This window comes from Mucilaginibacter robiniae (assembly GCF_012849215.1).
In the GTDB taxonomy this organism is placed as follows: Bacteria; Bacteroidota; Bacteroidia; order Sphingobacteriales; family Sphingobacteriaceae; genus Mucilaginibacter; species Mucilaginibacter robiniae.
On record NZ_CP051682.1, the window covers coordinates 2,171,612 to 2,191,210 of the forward strand.

At 42.1% G+C, this 19,599-nt stretch carries 15 protein-coding genes; 6 read left to right on the forward strand and 9 right to left on the reverse strand.

The annotated features are described in order from the left end of the window. Positions 1 to 310 precede the first annotated feature (310 nt). From HH214_RS09730 to HH214_RS09760, 7 genes are all read right to left on the reverse strand, one after another. On the reverse strand, positions 311 to 3,172 hold the full coding sequence (locus tag HH214_RS09730) for an outer membrane beta-barrel protein (RefSeq protein WP_169607247.1): 2,862 nt from the start codon (positions 3,170 to 3,172) through the stop codon (positions 311 to 313). Between the two features lie 87 nt (positions 3,173 to 3,259). Continuing rightward, positions 3,260 to 4,138: a hypothetical protein gene (locus HH214_RS09735; RefSeq protein WP_169607248.1), complete on the reverse strand. Its 879-nt coding sequence runs from the start codon at positions 4,136 to 4,138 to the stop codon at positions 3,260 to 3,262. A gap of 328 nt (positions 4,139 to 4,466) precedes the next feature. Continuing rightward, entirely contained in the window at positions 4,467 to 5,147 is a 681-nt protein-coding gene (locus HH214_RS09740) for a LytR/AlgR family response regulator transcription factor (RefSeq protein ID WP_169607249.1), read from the reverse strand. Continuing rightward, entirely contained in the window at positions 5,144 to 6,655 is a 1,512-nt protein-coding gene (locus HH214_RS09745) for a TlpA family protein disulfide reductase (protein ID WP_169607250.1), read from the reverse strand. The genes HH214_RS09740 and HH214_RS09745 overlap by 4 nt, the downstream gene beginning before the upstream one ends. Continuing rightward, the gene (locus HH214_RS09750) at positions 6,652 to 8,148 is read right to left on the reverse strand and encodes a sensor histidine kinase (RefSeq protein WP_211166346.1); all 1,497 of its coding nucleotides are present in this window, start codon (positions 8,146 to 8,148) and stop codon (positions 6,652 to 6,654) included. Before HH214_RS09750 ends, HH214_RS09745 begins: the two co-directional genes overlap by 4 nt. Before the next feature lie 75 nt (positions 8,149 to 8,223). Beyond that, entirely contained in the window at positions 8,224 to 8,823 is a 600-nt protein-coding gene (locus tag HH214_RS09755) for an alpha-ketoglutarate-dependent dioxygenase AlkB family protein (protein WP_169607252.1), read from the reverse strand. A gap of 6 nt (positions 8,824 to 8,829) precedes the next feature. Continuing rightward, complete coding sequence (locus tag HH214_RS09760) at positions 8,830 to 9,429, reverse strand: arylesterase (protein WP_211166347.1); 600 nt, start codon at positions 9,427 to 9,429, stop codon at positions 8,830 to 8,832. 213 nt (positions 9,430 to 9,642) lie between these two features. Here HH214_RS09760 and HH214_RS09765 point away from each other — a divergent pair, with 213 nt between their 5' ends. From HH214_RS09765 to HH214_RS09790, 6 genes are all read left to right on the forward strand, one after another. Next, positions 9,643 to 9,876: a hypothetical protein gene (locus HH214_RS09765; protein ID WP_169607254.1), complete on the forward strand. Its 234-nt coding sequence runs from the start codon at positions 9,643 to 9,645 to the stop codon at positions 9,874 to 9,876. Between the two features lie 321 nt (positions 9,877 to 10,197). Continuing rightward, positions 10,198 to 10,617, forward strand: coding sequence for a hypothetical protein (locus tag HH214_RS09770; protein WP_248282251.1), 420 nt, complete (start codon positions 10,198 to 10,200; stop codon positions 10,615 to 10,617). Positions 10,618 to 11,078: 461 nt separating this feature from the next. Continuing rightward, complete coding sequence (locus HH214_RS09775) at positions 11,079 to 11,534, forward strand: BLUF domain-containing protein (protein WP_169607256.1); 456 nt, start codon at positions 11,079 to 11,081, stop codon at positions 11,532 to 11,534. 394 nt (positions 11,535 to 11,928) lie between these two features. Next, a complete protein-coding gene (locus tag HH214_RS09780) occupies positions 11,929 to 13,239 on the forward strand; it encodes an AlbA family DNA-binding domain-containing protein (protein ID WP_169607258.1) in 1,311 nt (436 codons plus the stop codon). Between the two features lie 106 nt (positions 13,240 to 13,345). Next, positions 13,346 to 14,509, forward strand: a complete 1,164-nt coding sequence (locus HH214_RS09785) for a GIY-YIG nuclease family protein (RefSeq protein ID WP_169607260.1) — start codon at positions 13,346 to 13,348, stop codon at positions 14,507 to 14,509. A gap of 53 nt (positions 14,510 to 14,562) precedes the next feature. After that, entirely contained in the window at positions 14,563 to 16,722 is a 2,160-nt protein-coding gene (locus HH214_RS09790; protein ID WP_169607262.1) for a CHAT domain-containing protein, read from the forward strand. Between the two features lie 550 nt (positions 16,723 to 17,272). Here the strand turns inward: HH214_RS09790 and istB are convergent. Together istB and istA are read right to left on the reverse strand one after the other, a co-directional pair. Beyond that, on the reverse strand, positions 17,273 to 18,025 hold the full coding sequence (istB, locus tag HH214_RS09795; protein WP_169605652.1) for an IS21-like element helper ATPase IstB: 753 nt from the start codon (positions 18,023 to 18,025) through the stop codon (positions 17,273 to 17,275). Between the two features lie 16 nt (positions 18,026 to 18,041). Continuing rightward, positions 18,042 to 19,571, reverse strand: coding sequence for an IS21 family transposase (gene istA / locus HH214_RS09800; RefSeq protein WP_248282179.1), 1,530 nt, complete (start codon positions 19,569 to 19,571; stop codon positions 18,042 to 18,044). Positions 19,572 to 19,599 lie beyond the last annotated feature (28 nt).

Below are 19,599 nucleotides of genomic sequence, written 5' to 3' on the forward strand. Positions count from 1 at the left end.
ATAGTTTATGTTGCGTTTGTTCAATCTTACTGTTTGATATTGAACTTAACAATTACTGCAAAACTGTAATTTTATAGCCAATGCTATAAAATTAGCAGCACAGCTGTAGCTACACCGCCTAACGACAGATCAGTTATTTTTATATTAGCAGTAATGGTTTTAATTGATTCTCAGTAAATGTATGGTAAAATATTAAAAGTCAAATACATTGAAAAAACTTCTTGTTTCATAATTATTCCTAAACTAAAAAGCGCACTTGCTTAGTTAAGCAAGTGCGCTTTTTAGTTTATACTCGTGCTTATACCTCTTACTAATACATAAAGCTACCATCACCACGGCGTTGTAGCTGTCGGCCATTACGGGAAGGTCGGCCGCTCCATTTTTGTAGATTTAAACGCAAGCCTACTAAATAATACCGGCTCAAAGTATTAGAAAGCGTATTGGTTACTGCCTGCGCAGTTACGGATTGCTGAATAAAGTTGTTTTGATGCAGCAAATCATATATGTTAAAAGTTAATACCAGATTTCTGCGTTTAAAGAACTCTTTTTCAAAGCCGGCATTAATAACTAACGGACTTGGGTTTCCTAAACGCCCTAAGCCGGTAACATAGCTCTTAGCAGCGCTATAGTTTATCTGGAAGGTTTTTAAAAAGTAAACCCGTCCGTCAACAGCCAGTGAAGTGGTTTGCAGCATAGTAGGCGTGGCGCCCAGCAAAGTCGTAAATGAACGTGATAAATCGTAGGCTATATATGGATTGATTTCAATGTTATCCGTAGGGTTTATTCTGGGGCCAAAACGCTCATCAAACCGCCAGTTGGTATTATGATATAACTGATCATTACTCATAGCCACACTGTAATTGTAAGTTATGTTTCCGTTTAACGACAGGTTGTAGCGGCGATCGGAAAGCTGTTTAGATATACTATATCTGCCTACAATGGCGTGCGATCCATTTACATTGGCATAGGTAATTTCATTAATGGTTTTACGTGTAGTAGCGCCATTGTTATTAATTTCCTGGGTTATCTGAATCGTATTACTGGTGATTTGATCCTGAGAGATTGTTCCATTGACATTGAAGGATAAGTTCAGCTTTGAGTTAGGCAAATAGTTATTATAATTCAGATTAAGGGAGTTGGTAAATGTAGGTTTCAGGTCAGGGTTACCGACCACAATATTGTTGGGATCCGTACGGTCGGTAAACGGTTGTATCTGCTGGAACTGGGGTTCCGCATTATCTCCGGAATAGGTAAATGATATTCTTTGTGTACGCGACCAGGAGTAAGAAGCCCTTAATACCGGTATAATGCGAAAGTAGTTGTGTGAGGTAGATATGGTACTACCATCTCCACTATTATTTTCCTTATTACCAGCTAAATTACTCGGCAAAGCCAATACACCTACAGACAAGTTGTACTTAGTACCGTTATAACGGTAATCTACCGAATACCTTGATTCGGTAAAGGAGTAATTGTAAATATTATCTAACCGGGTAAGTTGCTGTGTTTGCCCATTAGCCAGCACAGTGTCTGATACAGCAGTATTATCATAAACCGACCTGCGGATGTGCCCGGTAAACTCAATTTGTGAATACTGGCCGATAGGTTCTACATACGTTGCGGTAGTATTGTAAGTCGTGTTTTTGCTGGTGCGCCTGGTTAACAAATGCGAAAGCGAATCGCTTACCAGCGTATTACGGGTACTGTCGGCATAATACTGGTAATCGGTATTCTTATCACCCTTTTGTTGCGTGTTAGAAGTGGTAACGCTATATTGTAGAGAAACGTTTCTTCTGGCCTTTTTAAAAGTATGCAGGTAAAAAGCGGTAATGCCATAAGTGGGCGCAGTACTGGTATTTTGACTAACCGTATTAACTACCTGATGCTCAAAACCAGTGGTGTAATGATTAACATTATCAGCCATTGAGTTACTCAAGCTATTGGAGCTTGAATAGCTGAACGTAGGCGTAATTTGTAAATAGTTACTTTTATCAATATTGTAGTCTATCTCGAAACGAAGATTGTGGCCTTTGCTGTCGTTTTCGGCTGTGCTGTGATCTACAAAGTCGCTGGAACCTTTGGTAGAATATCTTTGCCCATAACTATCATTAACAGCATTATTATTACTGAACCGATAAGTATAGCTGGAAATTACTTCGACTTTTTTACCCCACTGATCGCGATAGTTGAATGATGGCGAACCCGACCGGGTAGTACCCGGGCTACCACCACGCCCGGCATTGCCTCCACCACCACCGCCACCATTAGTAGCTCCCCCAGCTAAACCAGAGGAGGCTATGCCGTTTACAGTATTGGCAAAGCGACCGATAATACCTATTTGCTGATTCGCATTAATACGCTGTACAAAAAGTTGTGCATTGTAGCGGTCATTACTGCCATACTGCCCAGTCATGCGCCCGGTGGTACCTACCGAGCGGTCGGCACGGGTGGTAATGTTCAATACCTTCTGCGGATCACCGTCTTTAATACCTGTACGAGCAGCCTGATCGCCGTAATCATCCACCACCTGTATTTTTTCTACAATTTCGGCAGGCAGGTTTTGTATGGCCTGTGCTACATCGCCACCGGCATATTCCTTTCCGTTCAGCTTGGCTCTGGCAATCTGCTGCCCCTGGTGGGTAACCGTACCATCAGTTCCTACTTCAAAGCCTTCCATTTTCTTGAGCAACTCATCAACCGTTGCATTTTCACGCACCTTATAATCACCAGCTTTATATTCTACCGTATCTACCTTATAGGTGATACTTGGTGTACCGTTAACCACCACCGCTTTTAAAGCCGTGGCTTCTGATTTTAAGATGATAGGATCAAGCACTAAACGCGGAACAGCATCATTGTTTAAAAAGCGTTTTACCAGCTTACGGTAGCCTATATTTGATACCGTGAGCACGAAGGTAGCCGACTTTATATTTTTAAAAATGAATATACCATCGGCATTGGCCGAGGTACTGATGGTGTCGTTTTTTGACTCCAGCTTAACCAGAGCCCCCGGCAAGGTATTATCAGCCGAATCTTTTACAACACCGCTCACCTGCCGCGTTGGTAACGGAGGCGCAGCAGGCTGTTGCCGGCGCGGCATACCTCCGGGTACTTGTGCATACAATATACTTGACGAGAACATTAACAGCGCTATAAATAGTGCTTTTTTCATGAGCGGGTAATTGTTTAATCAGGTAATAGGTATTTAGTCTGACTGGCTTTGGCAGGTTTATCAGGAAGTTGTGTGATGTTACTTGAATTACTTAGTTTTAGCTAAGGTGTATTTGCCCCAAAAGTCTGTAGGACTCATCATATCCTGCATACTCATGCCGCCTCGCCCGTTCATACGCCCGGCAGATATGGATATTTCACGTCCGCCAAAACCACTGCCTCGGTTACTGCGGTTGCCACCATTACCACGTTCTGCCCGATCAGGCGAGTTGTTACCTTCGTTTCCGTCACGCTGACCAAACTGCATGCCGTTTACTTTGATGTTATAAGCCAGTTCTTTTGCACTTCCTACTGATAAACCTAAATGATTTAATGGTAGCGCTAATTCATAAATAAAGTTTCCGTTGTTATCATAACCTACGGCTGCCTTAATACCATACTCGTTGTAAATAGAAACAATGCTATCCGGAATGTCTGTAAAGCCTTTTAGCGTAATTTCTTTTGCAGTAGCCAGTAATTGGGTACGCATGTTAGCCATAGCTGCCGAATCGGGTCTTTGCATATCACCGCCCATTCCGCCACGTTGCCTGAAAGAATTGCCCATGCTTGATCGGTTAACTACCGGAAAAGTAACTGCAAAAGCATCCTTTTCTTTTTTCTTGCCCGATGTGTTAATGGTAAAAGTAATACCACCGCTTACTATTTTCGTATTGTTGGAAGGATCGGTTGATTTTACGGCCAGATATAAATTCTTATCATCATTGGCAATGGTATAGTACAGGTTGGTGGTTTTGTTATTCGCCTGCAAGGAGTTATTCCACTCGGTAAGCTTAGCATCAATTTTAACGCTGCTTGGTGCCCAGACATTACCCTCTTGTACGCTTTGTGCATGGCTTTGCCTGGAAATTCCTAAGCAAATTACTACGCTTAAAACGGCTTTTGTAAACTCTCGTAAATTGGTACCCATAATTATACGTTTAATATTTTTAATGGTATGCTGCTGATGGCTTATAATGGTTTATGCAACGTTTACTTGTCTTTTTTTGCAAAGAAGACAAGTAACATAAGCTCAATGTAATAAGTATTTATATGTTCAGGCATTTTAAACAGTAATGTTACATCGCCATCCTATAGCATACACCTTATTAGCTTTGACATTTTTAAAAGCAAAGGTTCAAGCCTAGCAAATTTGTTACAATCATTTTGCACTAAACATAAGATTTACAGCTAATTACCTCAGACTAATTCTGTGTAACTGCTGATTAATAAGAAGAAGCGAAGTGAGAGTAAATTCGCTAACTATGAAGAAGTGTTACCGGGTAAGTACTGCTTACCGGAACTATATAAGTTTGCAGGTGCAATTGATGACGCTCTACCCGATCAACTCGGTGTTTATTTACGATATACGAGCGGTGCACGCGCACAAACTGCTGTTGGGGTAGCATGGTTAATGTTTCCTGCATAGTAAGCCGGCTTACAACACGGCGACCATCAGCTAGTACAAAGGTCATGTAGTTGCCACTGCTTTCCAGGTATAAGATATTCTGAAAACTAATACGAACCGCTTCATAACCTGATTTAATGAATATACTATCCGTTATGGTTGGCGGGCCCTGTTTAGTTTGTAAAACTTCTTTAGCCTTATGGCAGGATTTTAAAAAACGCGGAAATGAGAAAGGTTTCAGCAGGTAATCAATAGCATCAAGTTCATAGCTTTGCACGGCATGTTCGGCGTAGGCAGTGGTAAATACAAACAGGGGTTTAGTCTGCAAGCTTTCCACCAGTTCCATACCCGATATATCCGGCATTTTAATATCCAAAAAAAGCAGATCGACCGATTCGGTAGCTAAATACTCAATGGCTTTAAAGGCATCCGTAAAACAAGCAGCAAGTTCCAGAAAAGGAACTTTACTAGCATGTGCCCGGATTACCTCTAAAGCAAAGGGTTCATCATCAATGGCAATCGCTCTAATCATTCTAAATATTTCTCAATCTGCTGGTATAATTCGGTTTGAGCACTTGGGTATTTAGCATCTACTGTCACCAGCTTTCCGCCTTTATCAAATATAAAGTAAGTTGGGTATAATCCACGCTTGTCTTTCAATGGCTGTAACTCTTCCCATATGCTTTGTATGTTCTTATTGCTCTTGCGTAGGTGCAAACCAGCCATATTATTAATCTTGATAAAATTGCGCCAATGATTATCTTGGTCATCATCGTCCATATCCAGATAAACAAACACAACCTCTTTGCCTGCAAAATGCTGTTTAAGCTGAGGTATAAATCTTAATTCATCCCGGCATGAGGGGCACCAGGTACCCCATATATCCAGATAGACTACTTTACCTTTCAGTTGGCTAATAATCTGGTATATCGAAGTAAGCTTATCATATCCGTTAGCAATCTTTATAGCCTGATTGTTCTGGTTTGCGGCTAATGCGGCCTCCATATGGTTAATTTTGGCGGTTAGCATAGGCTTATACCGGCTTTCAGGACACCAAACTTCTAATTCTTGCATCAGCGGTCTGGCATGCGTCAGGTCTTTTTCATCGCACTGCACAGCAATAGCCTGTGCCAGCATCGCTTCAGCTACACGTTTATCATAGTTGTTCCGGATAGCCAACCAGTTTATAAACATCTTTCCTTTGGTTTTAGCCAGTACATTAGCACTATCTAAGGAGATATTATAAAATTTTAAAGGCATTTTACTATTTTTTACTTGATTATGCTTTTGCATGTCGGTAAAAGCCAAAGCCTCCATGTACCCAATATAGCTATCGGCAAAAGTATAGTATTGTGGTCCAGCAGGTAAAATGTCCGGTTTTACACTAACATTTTTATAAATATCATTGATCATCGTATTAATCAATTCCCGTTTATTCATTTCTATAATACCCCGGGCAAAAGAGCTGAGTTGGGTGATGGCATCTGCTTTTACCTCCTGAGCAATCAACCGTTTGTCATAGTTGGATATAGCAGCAGTCCGCACCGTTGCCAGTCTTTGATCTCGTATGGCCATCCAAGGTTTTATCACCGAATCCTGCAAACCAGTATGCGACAACTTGGTGTATGGGTTGTGCTCCCGGCTTTGTTTACCGAAAAAAGGAATTTCGTTCAGGTGCAGCCGATACATCAATTGGTTTTCAGGAGCTGCTGTACCTTTAAAATTGTTAAGCATTGTATCTGTATTAAAAACGAGGTTGAGCGCTTTGCCAGGCGTTAGCAGCAATGTATGTTCATGACCTTTGTATTCCAGCGTAGCAAACTTCTGTTCGGGTAGTTGGATAGTAGTATTGAAGAGACCGCTGCTGTTAACGGGAACTTTCATTGTGTTATCGTTATAATAACCATAAACCAGCGGAATGTTCAGGTATAAGGTATCTGGTTTACCTGCGTTCAAAATTTTTCCCTTAAGGGTAAACTGGGCCAGGCTGCTTAAGGTAGTAGCAATGAGCAGCACCATAGTAGTAAGTAATGCTTTCATGATAATTGAATGGTTAGGTGAATAAAAAATTCGTTGAGGGTTGGACGTATAATGAGTTCATGTTTTTGCGGATAAAGCAGTTGCAGACGTTGTTGCACATTGTCGAGCCCAATGCCTGACCTGTTCTTTTCTGGGTTATCATCGCTATTGGCGTGAATACTGTTATGCACATCGAAATGTAAAGTATCATCGGTTACTTGCAGGCTAATGTGAATCCAAGAACGCTCTTTTAAACTGATGCCGTGCTTGTAGGCATTCTCTACAAACGGAATAAGCAACATGGGAGCTATGGTATAATATTCTTTAACTTCAGGAAGCTGCATAGTAATTTCAATTGCCGGGGATGCAGCAATACGCATATTTTGCAGATTAATGTAGTTGGTTAAATAATCTATCTCCCGCTGTAAGGCTATTTTATCCTGCTGGTTTTCGTGCAGCATAAAGCGCATCATATCGCCCAGCTTCTGTATGCCTTCGCTGGTTTGTTCGGCCTTTTCGGTCAAGGCCATGCCATAAAGAGTATTAAGAGCATTGAACAGAAAGTGCGGGTTGATTTGCGATCGCAGAAACTGCAAATTGGCTGCTGATGCACCCAAATTAGTTCGCAACCCGGTAAGCTCAGCCTGCTGTTTTTCACGGGTGTGTTCCACATATAAGCTCAACGGAATGATGACAAGCAATTGCACCAGCCACATAAATGTAAAGAACATCAAGAATGGGCCACTGGCATAAGTTGCTTTAGAAGAATAAAAGCCATTTAGAGGGGCATTTAAACAAAGTGTTACCAAAAATTGCCTTATCCAAAAGGTTACTTTACTATGCCGGTGCCAATAACGCGGAATAAGCCAGTACACATTTACCAAATAAGTAGCAAAAGCACAGGGAACAATAAAGGCTATAAACAAGTTGCCTCCCCAATATACCTTTAGTATAGTACAGCTGGTTAATACAACAAGCCAAACAATTACAAAGGTTGCCACCTCATTAGCTATCCACTTTTTGTTTGAAGCCATAGTGAGCTTACCTTGCGACAGCAACCACATTGCAGCTTGTTTAGCCGCCTGGTAGAGCAGCAAAACTATATATAAAATACTGGCTTGACTGAGCTTGCTATAAGCTATACTCCATAACCAATTATACTCCCAAGGCTTGATTAAGTAAGTTTTAAAGCTAAGCAGGAACCAACAAGCCAGGAAACCCAATATTATGGTCCAGAAAGCGCCAACCCACTTCCGCTGGGTAAGATAGCGATTAGGCAGCGAACAGGCTACCCAAATAAAGGATGAATAATAAGTAAGATATTCAATAAACTCAGGCAGTAGGTAATGCAGCGTAAAATCAAACCGCAGGTTATGCGCTTTAAATTCATTAGCACCAAAAGATTCGGGAGTAAATAACTTGTGCCAGTAATTATCGGCTGTACCCATCAGCCCATAAATAGTGATGAGCAAGAACAAAGTAGCAATAGCTAGCTCGGCATATTTAAACTTCATGCAACAAGCTTACATCGCTTTATTTAGTAGCAAAAATAAATGTGACGAAACCTGCTAAAAATGTGATGGATGCTTTTAATGAATGACCCTAAAAGTTAAATTAATGCGGAGCTTTGTTACCTTAGCGCTTTTAGGTATTTGATGTTCCCAATAGTGCTGGGTTTCACCTTGCATCAGCAAAAAGCTGCCATTAACTAACTCTACAGACCGCTTTACTTCCTTATGCTGATGATGCCTGAAATGGAAGTTACGACTGCTACCAAAACTTACGGAAGCAATAACCGGATTGGTGCCTAGCTCTTTTTCATTATCCCGGTGCCAGCCGTTACTATCTTTACCATCCCGGTATAAATTCAACAGCACGCTGGTAAAGCTCACCTGTGCTATGGTTTCAATATGGTTTTTAATGGCTAACAAGGTACCCGTCCAGGGTAAAGGGTGCAACTTTAGTCCGGCGTATTGGTAAGGTTTATCGGCATACCCGTACAATGCCGTTAAACGCGGCTGCATTACCAGCTTGCCAAACATCCGGATAGGTTCTTGCTTCCAGGCAATTTCCTGTTGCAAGGCTGCTGAATAATAGGCACTCTCCTGCTCAGTAAAAAAACTAGGATAGTAAAAAGCTTCGCCTTGGTAAGGTAGAAGGTTTAATGGTTGTTCAACATTCGTCAGCATACAAAATCATTCAATCATTAAACTTTTTAATACCGGCCATACTTTATCGGCAATAATCCGGTAACCGGCTGCAGATGGATGCATCCGATCGGCCAGGTTCAGGTGTGGCAATCCGGCTACTCCTTCCAAAAAGAATGGAACAAAAGCCATCTGGTTAGCCTCGGCCACCTTGCGGAAAATGGCCAGGAACTCAGTTGCCAGAAAACCGCCTAAGTTAAGTGGTAATTCCATACCCATTAGTGCCATGCGTACTTGCGGGTACTTCTGCTTAACTTTATTTACAATTGCTTGTAAATTTTGCTGGGTAATAGCCGGAGGAATACCGCGTAAAATGTCGTTAATACCCAATTCCAGCACAAAAATATTGATAGGTTGTAACAATAAACGATCAATACGGTTTAAACCACCCGCTGAGGTATCACCACTAATCCCAGCATTGATGACTTGATAAGGCAACTGGTTCTGATTGATTTTTTGTTGTATAAGTGCCGGAAAAGATTCCTGATGCACGTTCTGCAAACCATAACCGGCCGTTAAACTATCGCCTAAGAAAAGCAAATTATTCATTCCCATATTAACCTGTTCATGACGGCTAATGTTCATCATGAAAAGCAAAATTATATTGTTGAATAATAAACCGTTCTGAAGTTAATGGCAGTACCTGTACATGCATTGCATTAACTTCTGGTTTACAGCTTACGTATCCTTTTGTGCACTTCAAAAGTTTAACCAATAGTTATTGCACACACTACAACACACTTTGCTACACAAAACTATTTTCACCAAAAACCATCAGCATTTCCATTTTATCTTAATGGCATGAAAACGCATCTGAACACACCGCAAAATCTGCAAAGCGCTTTAGACGTATTATTGATTAAATATGATAATGCACCCTTAGGATCAAAGGAAAAGTCGATGTTGCAACAATCAATTTTGCTGCTGAGAGATGCGTTAAATCAGGATGATTCCAGAAAATATTTGCCATCTTTGAATAAATATAAAGTAAAAAAGGGCTGGTCGGCATTTTCTTCTTCAAAAACCAGCCATTAAGCTGTGCAATACAGCTCACTTTGTTACACATTTATGTAATGCAAGTGTGTAAAAAAAGTAAAGAACGCCACAGTTTGAGGAATATATTCCACCTTCCCCAATTGGGTGTTTTTTGGCAGCTAAACCTATGCCAGATATATAACCAAAATATTACCTAGATTTTACCTTAACCTTTTGTTAATTTTCCTCTATAAATTTCACATCACACCTTATTGTGAACTAATGAATACCATCTTCTTAAAAAAACTGCTTTATAACCTATAGGTAATTAATGTTTTTGGCTAGTTAATTGCAAATTCTTAAAGTAGATACCCTATTATTATGAATAAACATCACGGCCAAATTGTAGAATATACTGTACGAAAAGGCGGATACAGTATAAGCGAACTATCTAATGAACTAGGTGTAAACAGACGATCATTATATAACTGGTTTAAACAAGCACACTTAAAGAGCAGCATTATTTACCGCATCGGTAATATTATTCATCACGATTTTTCAACAGAGTTCCCGGAATTATTTTCCAGCACTGAATTTAAAAAAGTTCGTTCAACAGCTTCTGATATGGCGCCTGTTCCGGATAGGTCAAGCTTTGAGGAAAAAGAGGTTTGGAAAAATAAATACCTAGTGCTTTTGGAACAGTATAATCAGCTCCTGAACAAGCAAATTAAAATTACTACAAATAAGTACCTGGCTAGCTTGGTAGTAGGCGCCAGTTTACTCCCGCTACTTATGTTTTAATGCCAAGAGCATTACTGAATTTAAGATCAATCAAGAGCAACTGCGCTAACAATCACCTGCATAAAGTATGCTGATTGATAATCATAGTTATTCTTTCTGGTTTCCAGCTGAAATGCCTAAAACCAGAAAGAATAACGTATTGTAACTACCAGCTAGTAAATGATCAGTCATAACATCAAAAAACATCCGTTTTTGGTTTGTAACAGTTAAGGCCGTTTTATTAGTTGCAATTACATTTATTTACTAAATTTGGCTTGTGTAATAGCAAAACAATTGTACTAAGTACATGTTGCTATATTGTATTTTCTGATACTTTTTAAAGTTCCTGATATAAAGAAGAATTTGTATTTAACAGGCATACTATTTTGACAATGCTTGCTTCTTCTTTTCTTTGATGCCTTAGCCATATATGCGCCGGTCTTACATACTTGTTTTTATTCGGTAATTTATCTTACAAGGTAATGCTATATTATTTAATTTACATCAGTAAAGCCATGCGTTTAATGCAGGAGAATGACTTAAACGACATTTTAAAAGTTTCGTTGGATTGGAATCTCGGGCACGATCTGACTGGTATGTTATTATATGTTGAGGGTAAGTTTCTTAATCAAACGGCCGGCAGGTTTATACAGGTATTAGAAGGTGATGAGCAGAAAGTAAAATATACTTTTTCGAAAATCAAGCAAGATTCCAGACACCACAATATAACAATGGTAGATCAAGGCAAAATTCAGGAAAGAAACTTTGCATCCTGGTCGATGGGATTTAAGTCTTTAAACAAAGAAGACTATAAAGAATTACCTGGCTTTTTTGAACTGGATCATAAGTTTGTATCCACCTCTTCCAAGTCAATTAACGTTCCGTTGAACTTCTTGAAATCCTTTTACGACATGCACATGCCGGTGCATTCAAATTAAAATGCATTTAAAGAATGATATAGCTAAACTTTCTGCTGATTAAAGCAGCATTAAAATAAAAAGAACAGGCTTTATGTTTACTACATAAAGCCTGTTTTTTGTCGGGATGGCAGGACGATTATCCTACTCCTTAATGCGTTGATTATGATATAGTTATCAAGTAATCTTTTGTTAACGGTAACCAAATGGGTCTCATTTTATTGAACATCATTTGAATGCATTTGCGTTACAAAAGGCCTTATAACGATTAGTCAATGAACTTGTTATACAAATATAGGAAATGTTTTTGGCTTAAAAAAACTGCGATGTTATCGTCTTAAAACTCCTCATCCATTTTAATGGCAGGATAAAGATTTACCTATCAAAGCTAATAATCAAAAACTAAATTTGCCTAATGACCACGCAAGAACTTGAACAACTTATTGAGGTACAAACTGAAACCCAAAATCTGGATTTTAAAGCGGATATGCCTTGGAATCCACAGGACATGGCTAAAGATTTTATTGCAATGGCAAACGTTCGCGATGGCGGTACGATTGTCATTGGAGTTAACGAGGTGGGCGATTCCTTTATAGGGACAGGAGTTAGCGCGGCTAACATCAAGACTTACAGTACAGATATTATGCGGGATAAATTGGCGAGATATATGGACCCGCTACCGGATTTCAGAGTTTTCACACCGCTTGATTTACGAGACCGCAAATATGTTGTTATTAAAATATCTCCATTCAAGGATGTACCGGTAATCAGTAGAACGGATATTCAAGGTAAACTAAAAGGACAAACAATCTATTACCGTAACACTAACAAACGGGTGGAAAGCGCACCAGTAGCTAATTCCAATGATCTACGGGATATCATTGAGGCTGCTGCCGTCAAAATGATGCAGATACGGCGGTCAGCAGGGTTCATTTTAGCTGAATTCGAGCCGGTAAAAACTGAGAAAACAGAACATACGAGGACAAAGGATCGATCAGAATCAATCACTGTCCCGGATGACGGCATTTTAGCTATAATTAAACAAAGGGGATATTGGGAAATCAACTTAACACCGCTTGTACTTCCACCCCCCCGCCCGCTAAAACAAGGACTTGGAATTGTTGAACGTTCACGCACCCGCCTAAACTGGGACTTTCCGCATGTGCCACACAATAATAACGATCAGGAATGGCTCCGACCGGGGAGCAATTATTACCAGGCAGAATCTAACCTTGGCGCGAGAAAAGAAGTTTGGCAAATTTACCAATCGGAACGGTTTATCATGTACCGCAGCCTGGTCGAGGATTGGTATGCAGACGATTCATTCCTATCTTCCATCGCCCTGGAATACCCGGTAGGAAAATTCTTAACTCTTTACACTTCGTTAACGTTGTTAATTACAGAGGTGATTGAATTTATTTCCCGCTTAGGCCAAAACGGATTTTATGAACACGGCGTTAAGATCGAACTGACATTAAACCGCATGAAGAACAGGCAACTTAAACTCGATGCCACCGGCAGAACGCCTTTCATGTATGATCGCGTCACACTGGCGGATACCATTGCTGTGGGAGGAGAATATACTGTAGATGATCTAATCGGCGACGGTATCAATATCGGCAATCGGTTTATATTGGAAATATTATCAAGGTTTGACTATCATCCGTCTCCTGACACTATAAAATCCGTGCAGCAAGATTGGCTAAGGGGAATTTTCCAGCGTTAAATCTGCAACAGCCGGTACTAGCCCATTGAATTAGCTGCTATCTTTGAAAGTACATATTATCAAACAAGGCAGAATATGCACTGCCGTTATAAAAACCTAAATTACTTTGACAACCCAGCCTTCAGATTTCTTTTATTATTTCAGCAAAAGCCATTTCGACATACCTTCAAGTTATGCGCATCACCAGCTGAAAGTTTTGGAATGGAAAAAAGCGGAAAGTGAGTATGTAATAAAAGGAGAACCGCTGATCATTTTTGGTTATCAAACCTCCTACGGAAACAAAGAGACGTTGACCCATTTTGCCGGAGCGTCCGGCTATCTCAACAAAATGGCTGACGCCTTTCTGTATAATGACATGTCCGAGCAAAAACTCTTATACGTTTTGCACCAAAGGGATGAAAGCCGAATCGCATTGAAATATGTCAATGTACCCGAAGTGGTGCTTGATGAGTCGAAAGGAGAAAAAATAATCAGGTGGGTTCGTGTGGGAGCCCTTGACGGGCATCAGCAAGGGATTGTTTCGATTTCAAACGATAAGCAAAGCTCACTTATCATGTCATTCAATTATTTAAATAAGCAGGACTTCATAACTTTCGATTACCTCCCCAAGGAAATCAAATTTTCGGTGGGCGATGACATCGCCTTGTTACTCGAAAACAACATAGTGCTAAACTATAGTGTGCGGGAAAAGCCCTATAAAGCGTCACATCCTTTTATCAAAGGACTATACCAGGTTAAGATTCCCCTAATTGATTTGGAGCTGGATCAACTTTCAAATTTTAGACTGCTGAAATGGAAATTAACGCTAAAGCAGGAAAACCGGGAGGTTGTCGGTGGCGAAAGCGGTGGGTACGGGTCGTACACACCTCACAAAAACCTGATGGAGGTCATACAAAAATTGGCCAAGGAATACAGAGAGGTTGTGCGTGCAGAAATACCCGACTACACGCCATTAACCTTCAGGGGGGATTTAACGCCGACAGGTAAGAATACACTATCGGAAAATTGTTATGTGTATTTGATGCACGACACGATTAATTGCTTTCATAAAATAGGTATATCCAATCAGCCTGAATGGCGCGAGAAAACATTGCAAAGTGAAAAACCCACCATCAAGCTTTTAGCGGCAAAAAAATTCATCAGACGAAAGATAGCAGCCGCGTTTGAGAAGGCCTTACACGATGTTTATGCTCAACAGCGTATCAGGGGCGAATGGTTCCAGCTCTCGCCAGATGATGTCTCGGACATTATCACGACGCTACTGTCCTGACACATACTCACAACTATTAAAGCCTTTTCCTAACCAACACAACCGAGACCCATATGGATATTAAAACCCTATTTCCACTATTTCATCAGATCGCTGAAAGTCTTGACGACGCCCACTGGTCGGAAGATTTTGATTTCTCAGAAACTGCCTGTGAAAACATAACCGACTTATGGATATTGAGCGCAAAGCAAGCCAACCACCAGTATGAAATACAGATCAGGCAGACGACAGCATTATGCCAGGATTTACTCAACCTGCACACCAGCTACCCGGAACACGAAGTGTTGTTAAATTTTTTACAATTCCAGATCGCAAGCAAACAGGCACAATCGGTAGGCGGCAAGAAATTATTTCCTCACTTATTCCAATGGGTGACCAATGCTTTGGGTGATGATCTGTCGTTCGGCGTAGCTAAAGAGGTTAAAACAGGACGGATCGCAGATTTTATGGAGGCTGCCCATCCGTATATCAAAGCTTATTCCTATAGCGCTTTTGTCGAATGGACGGGTATGCTATTTTACCAGCAACGGGTAAAAGGGGGACTAAAGGATGTCGTGTCAAATTATATCGATGTGTTTTTTCCGTACTTGAAAACACTACCCGGAATCCTGCATTACGACGATCAACTTATTTCAGCATTTTGCAATATACAGACCTGGGCAAGCAACAATAATTTTCCGGACGTTAAAGACGCTTGCTCACACGCCCTCTTTTACTTTTATTTAAAAGAATGGGTACCTATGTCGGGCGTAAAAATGGCAGCCATGCAGTTCTGTTTCTGCGGCTGGGAATATACCCACCTCGATCAGCAAGGTTGGTGCGATCTGGTTTTAACGAAAATCGGCCTGTCCAAATACGAGCTATTGCAAATACTATCTGTTAAGCTCAAGGAAAACAGCGAGGCCATCAAAGAGAATTTAGAATTGCTGATGCAAGCCTTAGCCGCCTATCATGATGCCATCGATGAGGCGATTTCAGACCAAAAGCAGCGTGATTTTGAAGTAAGTCGAATATTCTCTCTAATTCATCCTTTAATCGAAACTTTGTTGAAAAGCGGGGATGTTGAGATAGTGATTCTGATCATCGGCAACTTCTTTAAGATAGCTGAATCCGAATTGTATGTTGGCGAACCATTGGTCATTGAGCATAATACGATAGATGGTGTACGATATAGCCGGGAGCATAAGGTCCTGGTGTCCGGTACCAATCCGCTCCACTATGGCCCTTTACTCATCACCAAACTGAACGAGTTCTTAAGCCAGACAATCACGGTTACTGATGATTTTGAATATAGCCAGTCAGCCCCTTCAGCTAAAGAGATAGGCACACCGGACCCTAAACATGGAAAAGAGCTGGAAGAAATCTTGGTTGCGCATTTGTGCTTGCAGCGCGAGGATATTCAGGAACTAATCAAATCCTCACCAGCATATTATTTGCTCGCTGAGTTCCAGTTACCCTTGCAAGCATTATTTTTAAAATATACTGGCGTAACGGTTCCTTTGATCCAAACTTTCCGCATTCCGCATCCGATCCGGACTATAAAAAAAGTGCTAGTCTGGCAAGGCGACCTGCCTATGTCCCAATATGAATGTGATGGCCTGCAGCAGATTTTTAAGCAACACGGAATTGAAGTATGTCGCTATAACTGGTATGAACATACTGCAACCGATTTCGCGGTAGCATATCAAAACGATTCTTTTGATCTGATTTGGATGTCCTGTCATGGGCAATTCGATCATTTTAAACCGCACGATTCTTACCTCGTTTTAAACCGGGATGCTGGTGAGATATCCGACCAGACACTTGCCCTCAAGGACCTTGTTTATGAGCGGCCCCAATCGACGGGGAGAAGGTTGTTAGCCCTCAATGCCTGTGATGGTGCGACCACCACGCTATTAAATTCCCCCGGGTCTGTAGGTTTCGGTGCCGCATTAGCGTCACCCGCACAATCGCTGTTAAGCCATCAGTGGCCGATCGACGACTATGCTGGGCTTATTACAGGCTTGTTGCTGGGAATATCCTTGGCCGATAAAAATCCATATTTGATATCGTACCAAAACGCGCTGTCCATATTTTTACAAGGACAAGAAGCGGTTGTTGAGGAATTGAAGAAACACCTTGATGATAGTGAACTGTTTGATCGAATCGCTTATTCTGCCAAAGTAGATTACGACAATTTATATTATTATGGTTCCCTAACTTACATGGAATAGCAAGTACAAGGTTACTATAAAGGAACGTTTTCGGAATGGTGAGAAATGGAATTAGGGATGCTTCAGTTTTTACTACCGATGGCTGTGCTGTAACATCATGGGAATTCGCACACCGCCCCTTAACCACCATGTAAGCAACTTAAAGCGTTTAGCCGGATAAAGTGTCAAGGCCGGGCCAGCCGCTGAAAAGTGGACACTTCGGCCCGCTTTGTATAGCCTTGACGCTTTATTCCGGCGGGGGCTACCTTCACGTTTTTGATGAGCTTATTACCATAAGTCGCATAATCAAACAGCAAAGCGGAGCGGCGTGAGAACTTGAGCCGCCCGCCCGCTGCTTAAGGTGCCTTTATACTGTTTCCTGCTTGCTGCTGATAAACTGCTGGTACACCTGTTCGATAGTCGCCAACAGTAAGGCAACCCAGCCGCTTAACTAGGTATTCCGGGGATGTTGACCAGGCTATTCCGTGGCAAACTGACCAGTCTGAGAACTGGCGGAATGATGCAGCCAATGCTGTAGAAGCATTATTACAAAGTTAGCTATCTCAAGTTATTATTGGTAACTGATTTCCTTTTCATCAGCCCTGCGTTTTTTTCTCATGGATTCACCCTTGAGATCCAGCCGGTGAGCGCTGTGTACGATACGGTCTAATATTGCATCAGCTATTGTTTTTTCACCGATGACCTCATGCCATTTACTGACCGGAAGCTGTGAGGTAATGATCAGGGATGCTTTACCATGCCGGTCTTCAATGATCTCCATCAGGGCAGCCCTGTTTTGTGCATCAAAAGGCTGCAAGCCAAAGTCATCGAGTATGAGCAGTTGCTGGCGTTCAATCTTTGCGATCTCTTTGATGTAGGAGCCATCAGCCTTGGCCATCTTGAGTTTGGCAAATAGCTTGGGTGTACTGGCATAGAATACCCTATAGCCCTGCATACAGGCCTGGTAACCAATAGCAGAGGCGATGTAGCTTTTGCCAATGCCGGTGCTGCCGGTCAGGAGCACATTCTCATTGCGCTCAATGAAGGTGCAGTCCGCCAGGCGCATGACCAGGTTGCGGTCAATGCTCCGCTCTGCCTGGTAGTTCACCTCTTCAATGGACGCTTTGTAGCGGAACTTGGCATGATAGATCTGGCGCTCTATACGCCGGTTATGCCGGTCATCCCATTCGGCATCCACCAGGTAGGCCAAGAGTTCATCGGCCGTGTAGTGATCTGTTTGCCCGGTTTCCAGGCTGCTTTGAAAAGCATGGAACATGCCGAAGAACTTCATCTTCCGCAGTTTGTCTAAAGTGTTTGTATTCATATGACTTGATTCGTGTTTACTGGTAATAGTCTTCGCCTCTGATGTTATCATGCTCGGGCATGGTAAGTTCATTGGCAAATAAGCTTTCTTCGTACTGATCGAGGTTCTTTTCCAGGATCATTTGTATGGTCTTGTAACTGTACATGCCATAACTCAGGCCTCTTCTGCAGGCCAGGATCAGGCGTTCATTCCCGGCTTTACGGGCAAAGCCCAGCACACCGATGCAGGATCGGTAAGCCTGCTCTGCATGGTGCCTGCGGCTAAGGATATGCTGGATATAAAGGCGCACATCCTCATGGATCGATGCGGCCCAGGACAGGAACTTTTCCGGGTTCCACTCGGCAACGAACTGGTGGGTGGAAGCCAGATGGTCTTTATCCGTAATGTAGCGGTGCAGCCCCTTGGTACGCTTGTGAATGGCTATGCGTTCATAATGATAGAAGGCCTCTACCGTCGTGCTGGAATACAGCAGCTTGATCTTTTTGCCGATGAAGCGGTAAGGCACACTATAGTAGTTCTTATCAGGCCCGAGGCTGACATGCCCGTTTTTCATCACGGTGGCATGAAACTGCTTTTTAAGCTCATAGCGCAACACGGGTAAAGGCATAAGCGTTTCACGCTCTACCTCCTCGAATTGCTGCCTTCTGCTGTAAGGCCGGCTTTGCATCAGCCGGTTATTATGGGCTTCCAGCAGTTCATGAATAGCGGCATTCAGCTCTTGCAAGGAATGATAAACGCTCTTGCGCAGGGGAACATAAATGCGGCTATAGATGATTCTTACGGCACCTTCTACCAGCGCTTTATCACGAGGGCGGAATGCCCGGGCAGGTAAGATGGTCGTGCAATAATGATTGCTGAAGTCTTCAAACGTTTCATTCAGCGTAGGTTCGTAACGGTTACTTTTAGTGACGGCAGCTTTCAGATTGTCCGGAACAATGGCCTCCGGCACGCCGCCAATGTAATGCAGGGTATGCTCACAAGCGGAAATGAAGTCTTCTTTTTGCTGGCTCATGACCGCCTCGACATAGGTCAGCTGGCTGGCCCCAAGTATGCCGATGAAGACCTCGACAGGAATGATCTCCCCGGTATCCCGGTTTGTGATGCTCAGCTTTTGACCGGCAAAATCCACATACAGCTTATCACCGGCCTTGTGGTCGATGTGCATCACAGGGTTAACCCGGGCCTGCCACTGGGTATAATAAAAGCAAAACTGGCTATACTGGTAACCGTCCGGAAACTCTTTACGATAAGCCTCCCAAAGCATTTGACGGGTAACACCGGTACGTTTCAGCTCTTTGTCTACTTTGGGAAAGCAGCGCAGCATGGCTTGCATACGGCTGTTGGGAGAGCGCTCCTTAGCCTTGCCAAACAAGTCTTCCAGCTCTTTATCATTCAAAGCATTGACTTCATCAAAGCTGAAGCCGCTCTCCTTGAAAGAGGCCAGATACTTCTTTACGGTGTTTCTGGATGCGTCTGCCTGGGCTGCTATAGACATGATGCTGCGCCCGTTGGTGTACATCCTTAAGATCTTTCTTATCTTACTCATACTGATCGTAGTGTTAGCCATACTTTGA

Bases quoted from the DNA above. Each gene is read 5' to 3' on its own strand.
- HH214_RS09730 (WP_169607247.1), bottom strand. From the start codon at position 3,172: ATGAAAAAAGCACTATTTATAGCGCTGTTAATGTTCTCGTCAAGTATA.
- HH214_RS09735 (WP_169607248.1), bottom strand. From the start codon at position 4,138: ATGGGTACCAATTTACGAGAGTTTACAAAAGCCGTTTTAAGCGTAGTA.
- HH214_RS09740 (WP_169607249.1), bottom strand. From the start codon at position 5,147: ATGATTAGAGCGATTGCCATTGATGATGAACCCTTTGCTTTAGAGGTA.
- HH214_RS09745 (WP_169607250.1), bottom strand. From the start codon at position 6,655: ATGAAAGCATTACTTACTACTATGGTGCTGCTCATTGCTACTACCTTA.
- HH214_RS09750 (WP_211166346.1), bottom strand. From the start codon at position 8,148: ATGAAGTTTAAATATGCCGAGCTAGCTATTGCTACTTTGTTCTTGCTC.
- HH214_RS09755 (WP_169607252.1), bottom strand. From the start codon at position 8,823: ATGCTGACGAATGTTGAACAACCATTAAACCTTCTACCTTACCAAGGC.
- HH214_RS09760 (WP_211166347.1), bottom strand. From the start codon at position 9,429: ATGATGAACATTAGCCGTCATGAACAGGTTAATATGGGAATGAATAAT.
- HH214_RS09765 (WP_169607254.1), top strand. From the start codon at position 9,643: ATGAAAACGCATCTGAACACACCGCAAAATCTGCAAAGCGCTTTAGAC.
- HH214_RS09770 (WP_248282251.1), top strand. From the start codon at position 10,198: ATGAATAAACATCACGGCCAAATTGTAGAATATACTGTACGAAAAGGC.
- HH214_RS09775 (WP_169607256.1), top strand. From the start codon at position 11,079: ATGCTATATTATTTAATTTACATCAGTAAAGCCATGCGTTTAATGCAG.
- HH214_RS09780 (WP_169607258.1), top strand. From the start codon at position 11,929: ATGACCACGCAAGAACTTGAACAACTTATTGAGGTACAAACTGAAACC.
- HH214_RS09790 (WP_169607262.1), top strand. From the start codon at position 14,563: ATGGATATTAAAACCCTATTTCCACTATTTCATCAGATCGCTGAAAGT.
- istB (WP_169605652.1), bottom strand. From the start codon at position 18,025: ATGAATACAAACACTTTAGACAAACTGCGGAAGATGAAGTTCTTCGGC.
- istA (WP_248282179.1), bottom strand. From the start codon at position 19,571: ATGAGTAAGATAAGAAAGATCTTAAGGATGTACACCAACGGGCGCAGC.